Below are 7,035 nucleotides of genomic sequence, written 5' to 3' on the forward strand. Positions count from 1 at the left end.
TTTACCCTGGGGGGTACATCGCGACCGATTTGCGTTGCATCAAGCCCCGCGAAGTAACGCCCTTCCGGCGCCGGCGGGCTCCACCTACGATCCAAGCAGACCGCAGTCGAAAGCATGGAGGGCCCATGCGTGCGCCGTCTCGATGGAATCGATGAAACCACACCGGCAGTCCGTGCGATGAGCGCCAGCCCGCAGGCCGAAACAGCGTTCGATCTGTTCGATCGCCCGATGGGCAGCATCCTGCAGGCTGCGCAGGAGGCCATCGTCATGATCGACGAGCACCAGCACATCGTCGCGCTCAACCCGGCCGCGGAACGCATGTTCCGCTGCACGGCGCATCAGGTGCTCGGGCAGTCGCTGGAGCGCTTCATTCCGCTTGGCCAGCGCACCGAGCACGCCGCGCACGTGGGCGAGTTCGCCGGATCCAAGCTGCTTCAGCAGCGCCTGGCGCGACACCGCCACACCACTGCGACGCGGCTGGACGGCAGCGATTTCCCGGTCGAGATCACGCTGTCGCCCGTCGACATGGCAGAAGGCAATGGCGTGCGCCAGTTCTTCGCCGCCCTCGTGCTCGACCTGAGCGAGGAGCGCCAGCTGCGCGACGAGCTCGAGCGTTTCAAGCAACGGCTGCGCTCGGTGTTCGAGCTGGCGCCGGTGGCGATCTGGATCGCCGAGAGCGACCGCATCGTCTTCGCCAACCACGCGGCCGAACGGCTGTTCGGCCACGACAAACCGCTCGTCGGGCAGGCCCTGTACGGGCTGCTGGCAACGGGATCGCACGACACGATACGCGAGCAGATGGGGCGCACTCTGGCTGGCGATCGCGACGTCGAACTCGTGCACGGCAGCGTGGTCCGTTCCGATGGCACGCAGCGCGAGGTCGAGATCGCGCTGGCCGCACTGCCGGACCACGGCCGCACCACCGTGCAGATGGTGGTGGCCGACGTGACGCAGCGCCGGCTCGAACTGGCCGAGCTGGCGCAGTCGCGCGAGTCGCTGCGCCGGCTGTCCACCAGCGTGGTCGAGGCGCGCGAGGAAGAACGGCGCCGCATCGCACGCGAACTGCACGACGAGCTGGGCCAGCGGCTGACCGCGCTGAAGATGGAGCTCTCGGCCTTGCCCGGCGTCGGCGCGCAGGCGGCGCGGCAGGAGCGCGTCGACGGCCTGATGACCATGCTCGACGACACGCTCGCCTCGGTGCGGCGCATCTCGGCCGATCTGCGCCCGATGATGCTCGACGACCTGGGCCTGAATGCGGCGATCGAATGGCTGGCGCGCGACATGGCCCGCCGCATGGGCATCGAGATCACCGTGCGCCTGAGCGAGAACGACGCCCCGGTGGACGACCGCGTGGCGACCGCCGTGTTCCGCATGGTGCAGGAGGCGCTGACCAACGTGGCCCGCCACGCCCGCGCGACCGATGTGACGGTCCTGCTGAAGCAGCATGACGGCGAGTTCGAACTCGTCGTCGAAGACAACGGCACCGGCTATCCGAAGGACGCGATGCAGCGCGAGGGTTCGTTCGGCCTGCTGGGCATGCGTGAGCGCGCCACCATGCTCGGGGGCTGGCTGGAGTACGGCAACGCGCCCGGCAGCGGCGCGCGCCTGGCGGTGCGGCTGCCGCTGGGCACCCGGCCTCGCCCGGGAGGCTTCGTGACGGCGGGTGACGGCATATGAACGCGATGGCGCTGCCCACCAAACGCGTCCTCATCGTCGACGACCATGCCGTCGTGCGCGAGGGTCTCTCGCGCATCCTCGCCGGGGCCGGCGAAGGATGGACGGTGGGTGAGGCGAGCAGCGGCTTCCAGGCGCTCGAGTGGCTGCGCCGCGAGCATGCCGACCTGGTGATCGTCGACCTGTCGATGCCGGGCATGAGCGGGCTGGAGCTGATCCGCCGCATCCGCGACGAGTTCGGCCGCGTGGCGATGCTGGTGCTGAGCATGCATGCCGAGGAGCAGTACGCGATACGCGCCTTCAAGGCCGGCGCGAACGGCTACGTCACCAAGGACGGTGCCTCGACCGAGCTGATCCGTGCGGCGATCAAGGTGATGGGCGGCGGCGCCTACGTGACGCCGGAGCTGGCCGAGCGCGTCGTGCTGCAGCTCAACGGCGGCGTGGGCGAGGCACGCCACGCGCAACTCTCCGACCGCGAGCTCGAGGTGCTGCGCAGGCTCGTCGCGGGCCAGCGCCCGACCGACATCGCCAACGCCCTGCATCTGTCGGTCAAGACCATCAGCACGCACAAGAGCCGCATCCAGGAGAAGCTGGAGCTGCCCACGTTGGCCGACCTGGTGCGCTACGGGCTGGAGCACGGCCTGGTCGAAGGCGGCCCGCCGGCCGAGGAGTTCAGCCTGCAGATGGCGCCTGCGGCAAGTCCGCGCTGAGCCCGCCGCCCGGCGCAGCCAGGCACACGGTTGCCGGCGCGCTCAGGCGTTGCGCAGGCGCGCCTCCAGCTCCTTGGCGGCGGTGATGTCGACGAAGGTGATGACGGCGCCGTCGATCACGTCGTCGTGGGTGCGGTAGGGCATCACGCGCACCGAGAACCACTGGCCCTCACCGCCGCGGATCTGCTTCTCGGACACCAGCAGCGTGCGCAGCATGTCGCGCACGTCGGACTGCAGCTCGGGGTAGTCGAGGTGCGTGGTCAGGTCGCTCAACGGCCGCCCGACATCGCTGTCGCGCAGGCTGATGATCTTGCGGGCCCGTTCGGTGAATCGCCGCACGTTGAGGTCGCGGTCGAGGAAGAGGGTGGCGATGTCCGTACTGTTGAGCAGGTTGCGCATGTCGCTTTGCGCCAGCTCGAGATCGGCGATCTTCGACTGCAGCTCCACGTTGACCGCCTGCAGCTCCTCGTTCATCGACTGCATCTCCTCCTTGGAGCTGGTGAGTTCTTCGTTGGTCGATTGCAGCTCCTCGTTGGTCGACTGCAGTTCTTCGTTCGCCGCCTGCAACTCCTCCTGGGAGGCGCGCATTTCCTCGCGCAGCGCCTGCGCCTCGTCGCGTGTGCGCTGCAGCTCGACCTCGAGCTCGCGGTGGACCGAGCCGGCGCTGCGCCGGCGCCGGCGCGTCGGCTCGGCCGGGCCGACATCGCGGAAGACGACCATCGCCATGCCCGCCAGCAGAGGCGGATCGGCCAGCGCACGCACGCTGATGTCCACCAACGGCGAACCGGGGTCGGCCTCGACCGGCAACGCTGCCAGCAGCACCGGCTCGGTTTGCCCCAGCGCCTGGTCGAGCGCGGCCGCCAGCGGCGCGCGGATGCCCTCGCGCGCCATCACGTGGATGTTCCAGTTCGCCTTGCCGGCGGCGGGCTCCAGGTACCTGCCGGTGCGCCCGTTGATGTAGACGATGTCGCCGCGGTCGGTGACGAGCACCGCCGGCGGCGCGATGTCCTGCAGCAGCACGCGGTCGGCAGCGGCCTGCAGGGTCGAGGGTGGGAGCGAGTCGTCGGGCACGCGGGTCTCCTTCGAAATCGGGTGCGAGGCCGCCGCCGCGCGCAGAGGGAATTCGGGGACGGCCTGTGCCTGCGCCTTGTCGCTGCGCCGAAACAGGCGCAGCTTGGCGTCCAGCGGCTCGAACAGGCTCTCGAAGCGCCCCACCGATTCGGAGCTGCCCAGCAGCAGCAGGCCACCGGGCCGCAGGCTGTAGTGGAACAGCGGCATCAGGCGCTTCTGCAACGGCGCAGTCAGGTAGATCAGCAGGTTGCGGCAGCTCAGCATGTCGAGCTTGGTGAAGGGCGGGTCCACGGCCACGTCGTGCGGCGCGAAGACCACCATCTCGCGGATCGACTTGGCGATGCGGTAGCCATCGTCGTGGCGGGTGAAAAAGCGCGCCAGCCGATCGGCCGACACCTCGCCGGAGATCGCCGGCGAGTAGCTGCCTCGCCGCGCCGACTCGATGGCATCCTTGCTCAGGTCGGTGGCGAACACCTGCAAGCTGCCGGTAGGAGACTGCGGCATCGCGTCCTGCACCTCGCGGTAGGTCATCGCCAGCGAGTAGGCCTCCTCGCCGGTGGAGCAGCCCACCACCCAGGCGCGCAGGTGATGCCCCGGGCCGCGCTCGGCGAGCAGGCGGGGCAGCACCTCGCTCTTGAGCGCCTGCCACACCGGCGTGTCGCGGAAGAATCCGGTCACGCCGATGAGCAGCTCCTTGAACAGCAGATCGAGTTCCTGCTCATTGCCTTCGAGCATGGCGGCGTAGGCGTCCATCGTCGGCAGGCGGTGGATGCCCATGCGGCGCTCGATGCGGCGCAGCAGCGTGCTGTGCTTGTAGAACGTGAAGTCGTGCTTTCCGCGGCGCTGCAGCAGCCGCAGGATGGCCGCCAGGCCGGTGACCGGCTCGCCCGGCGGTCGCGCGACCTGCGGCGCGTGCGCATCACCGGCGGCGATCTCGGGCAGCGTCTCGCGCGCCAGCATGGACAGCATGCGGCTGGGCATCTCGTCGGCAGGCGCCACGATGTCGACGCAGCCGGCCTCGATCGCGCTGCGCGGCATGGAGTCGAATTGCGCGCTGTCCGGGTCCTGCACCAGCGTCAGGCCACCCTTGGCCTTGATGGCGCGCAACCCGGCCGTCCCATCGGAACCCATGCCCGAGAGCACCACGCCGATCGCCTGCTCCTGCAACTCGAGCGCGAGCGACTCGAACAGCACGTCCACCGGCAGCCGCAGGCCGCGCGGCTGCTCGGGCGCGGCCAGGTGCAGCGCGCCGCCGGCGACGGTCAGCGCGCTGTTGGGCGGGATCACGTAGACGCAACCGGGCTCGATGCGCATGCCTTCCGTGGCCTCGACCACACGCATCGGCGTGCTGCGCTGCAGGAGCTGGGCGAGCATGGCCTTCTGCGTCGGGTCGAGGTGCTGCACGACGATGCACGCCAGGCCGCTGGTCGGCGGCACATGCCCGAGGAACTGTTCCAGCGCGTCCAGCCCGCCCGCCGATGCGCCGATGCCCACCACGCGCACGTCCGTCGTGCCGGCGCGCGTCGTCGACGGCGGCGTCTCGACAAGGCTCATGCGCCGACTGTACCTGCGGCCGCAGGGTCGCCGGAGGGAGGTCGGCGCGTCACACGGACGGCGCGCGCAGGCTCTCGCCGTGCCGGGCGGCCGTGCCGGCCGCGCCGGTCACTGCAGCCGGCCCGCAGCCAGGTGCCGCATGAACCAGGCGCCGGCCAGGTGCACCACGGTCTCGCCCGCACCGAGTTCGTCGAACCGCAGGCCCGCGCCGGGCACCACCTCGAGCCGCTTCGCGCAGGTCAGCTCGCGCAGCGCTGCGCGGTGGTACTGAAGCTGCGGCGCGTCTTCGTCGCCGACGATCAGCAGCGTGGGTGCCTGCACACGAACGAGGTGCGCACCGAGCAGTTCCGGCGACGCGCTTCGCGACACCACCGCGGCGGCAATGCCGGGCCGATCCGCCACCGCCCGCAGCGCTGCGCTGGCGATGGACCGTGTACCGAACACGCCGACCTCCATGCCGGCGTGCCGGTCGTGCAGCCAGCCGAGCACGTCGACGAGGCGCTGCGACAGGAGCGCGACGTCGATCTGCTCTTCGCTGGACTGCATATCGGCGACCAGCGTGGCGAAGCCGCAGCCGTGCAACAGGTCGGACAACTGGCGCACACCGGGCGCGGCAGTGGGGCTGGCATCGAACTGCGGCAGCGCAACCACGCCCAGCGGGTGCGCCACGCACTCGTACTCGCCCGACCAGTCGCGCCGCCCGACGTGGACAGCCCGTGCACCGAACTCTTTCACCGTCATCACCCCCATCTCCGCAGGCGATGATGTTCCGCACGGCGCGCGCGTCATTGAGCCGACGCAAGCTCCGTCACACCGGCAGACACCGCTTCGTGGGGCCCGGCACAAAGTGGCTGCAACCACGTGGCCAGGTGGCAGGCCATCGCCTGGAAGGCGCCGGCAGTGGCCAGCGGCTGCGTCTGCATGCGCAGCTTGACGAGGCGATGCAGCGGCGGCAGCGAGCGCGCGCCGGCCAGCGGCTGGCCCGACAGCGCGATGCCGTGGCGGCCGGCGATGCACAGCGTGGGGCGGCGCCAGGCGGCGACCTCGGCATCGCTCAGGTCGACGCGGCCGTCGAGCAGTACCACCGAGCCGATCGCCTCGAGGCCGGGCTGGCGCGCCAAGATCGCGCAGGGCGCGGCCGCCTGGTTGACGCCCACCAGCGCCACGTGCAGGCGGCGCGTGGCCTCGTGTGTCGCGAGGCTGCCCAGCACCGATTTCAAGCGCTGCGTGAGCTCCGGGGCGCTCGCCAGCGGCGCGCAGATCGCTTCTTCCTCGGCATTGCGCAGCCCGATCGACAGCGTGGCCACGCCATTGGCATGCAGCACGTCGCCCATGAAGCGGTAGCCGGGGTGATCGCGGCCGGCCGCCGTGGCGTGCGCGAACAGGGCCAGCGTGGTCGAGCCGTCGGGAACCGCCAGTTCGCCCGCGAGCCCGGCATGGGCGAAGACCACGGGCTGCGGCGAAGCGGATCCCGGCATGGCGGCGGGGCGGCGATCGAGTGATGCGATGCTCATGATGTGATCCATGCTGAAGCAGGTGACGCGAAGCAGATTGAGTGAACTCAATCCGTGGCGGTACGTCGACCTTCGTGCAATGGATGCGCGGGTTTCATTTCGTCATGAAACTGACGCGGGACCTCTTCCCCCCTGTTTCGCAGCGCGCGATGCTTGAAGCTAGGGGTACGTCCTGGCGCTGGCAGCACTAGAGTCCGTGCACCCCTCGAGTCCGGTTCGAGACAAGGAGTGAGCGATGTTCACCTTGCTGCGCATGTTGTCCGTCCGGCGCCTCCTGATCGAGCAGTTCCCCTCCATCGCGGCGGCGTGGCTCATCGCCGAGCTCTTCTACAAGTTCCACAGCTTTTCGCTCGAATGCGCGGCCTTCCTGGCCACGTGGTTCATGTTCGACGCGCTGGTGCAGTTCGCCAGGCATCTGTTCGGCAACGACCACGACGCGATCGCCCCGGCCGCCGACCGCTGAGCTTCCCCGGCTCCGCTTCAGCCGCCGCGCATCTACCGCAAAGCCCTCA

General features: G+C 69.9%; 6 protein-coding genes. 3 read left to right on the forward strand and 3 right to left on the reverse strand.

The window, feature by feature from the left end; all coding sequences use genetic code 11:
* The first annotated feature begins 177 nt into the window (after positions 1-177).
* Both HZ992_RS18005 and HZ992_RS18010 read left to right on the forward strand, forming a co-directional pair.
* Entirely contained in the window at positions 178-1,677 is a 1,500-nt protein-coding gene (locus HZ992_RS18005) for a PAS domain-containing sensor histidine kinase (RefSeq protein ID WP_209383194.1), read from the forward strand.
* Positions 1,678-1,682: 5 nt separating this feature from the next.
* On the forward strand, positions 1,683-2,384 hold the full coding sequence (locus HZ992_RS18010) for a response regulator (protein WP_245213098.1): 702 nt from the start codon (positions 1,683-1,685) through the stop codon (positions 2,382-2,384).
* Positions 2,385-2,426: 42 nt separating this feature from the next.
* Here HZ992_RS18010 and HZ992_RS18015 read toward each other — a convergent pair whose 3' ends face one another.
* The 3 genes from HZ992_RS18015 to HZ992_RS18025 all read right to left on the reverse strand — a co-directional run bounded on the left by HZ992_RS18015 (position 2,427) and on the right by HZ992_RS18025 (position 6,523).
* Positions 2,427-5,009: a chemotaxis protein CheB gene (locus HZ992_RS18015; RefSeq protein WP_209383196.1), complete on the reverse strand. Its 2,583-nt coding sequence runs from the start codon at positions 5,007-5,009 to the stop codon at positions 2,427-2,429.
* 108 nt (positions 5,010-5,117) lie between these two features.
* Positions 5,118-5,750 carry a dienelactone hydrolase family protein gene (locus HZ992_RS18020; RefSeq protein WP_209383197.1) on the reverse strand — a complete coding sequence of 211 codons (633 nt, stop codon included), beginning with the start codon at positions 5,748-5,750 and terminating at the stop codon, positions 5,118-5,120.
* A gap of 44 nt (positions 5,751-5,794) precedes the next feature.
* Complete coding sequence (locus HZ992_RS18025) at positions 5,795-6,523, reverse strand: hypothetical protein (RefSeq protein ID WP_209383198.1); 729 nt, start codon at positions 6,521-6,523, stop codon at positions 5,795-5,797.
* Positions 6,524-6,758: 235 nt separating this feature from the next.
* Here HZ992_RS18025 and HZ992_RS18030 point away from each other — a divergent pair, with 235 nt between their 5' ends.
* Positions 6,759-6,986 (forward strand): hypothetical protein, encoded by a 228-nt coding sequence (locus HZ992_RS18030; RefSeq protein ID WP_209383199.1) that lies wholly within the window; start codon positions 6,759-6,761, stop codon positions 6,984-6,986.
* Positions 6,987-7,035: the final 49 nt, after the last annotated feature.

This window comes from Rhizobacter sp. AJA081-3 (assembly GCF_017795745.1).
In the GTDB taxonomy this organism is placed as follows: Bacteria; Pseudomonadota; Gammaproteobacteria; order Burkholderiales; family Burkholderiaceae_C; genus Piscinibacter.